Origin of the sequence: Shewanella sp. T24-MNA-CIBAN-0130 (assembly GCF_040310185.1) — a bacterium.
In the GTDB taxonomy this organism is placed as follows: domain Bacteria; phylum Pseudomonadota; class Gammaproteobacteria; order Enterobacterales; family Shewanellaceae; genus Shewanella; species Shewanella psychromarinicola.
The window spans coordinates 1-271 of the sequence record NZ_JBEOPP010000317.1 but is presented as its reverse complement, the minus strand read 5'-3'; the positions used below and the strand labels follow the sequence as shown (position 1 = coordinate 271).

Sequence of the window (271 nt, the reverse complement as noted above, 5' to 3'; positions counted from 1 at the left end):
CCTAATAATGTGGCGTCGGTAAAATGCTTCGGCGCTTGAGTCGTTTTGTCCAATAATTCAACACGCTGACAATGCAACACCTGCCCGTTAACCAATGGCGGTAACGACTGAACGGCATCGTCGTTATAGTCTTCACTGTGAGTTGAACCAGTATTAGCTTGACTGTTATTAGCTTGATTTTCTGTGGCTGCCCGTTTAAAGAGCTGTTTACAGCCTAAGCTTTTGTGTTGACGCGCTTTAGTGGTAAACAAGCCACCAGCAATCGTCAGTT

General features: G+C 45.4%; 1 pseudogene. It reads right to left on the bottom strand.

Annotated features, from left to right (window positions below):
• Nucleotides 1-271 (bottom strand): annotated as a pseudogene (locus AAEZ02_RS22540) (DNA topoisomerase III); the annotation flags it as partial.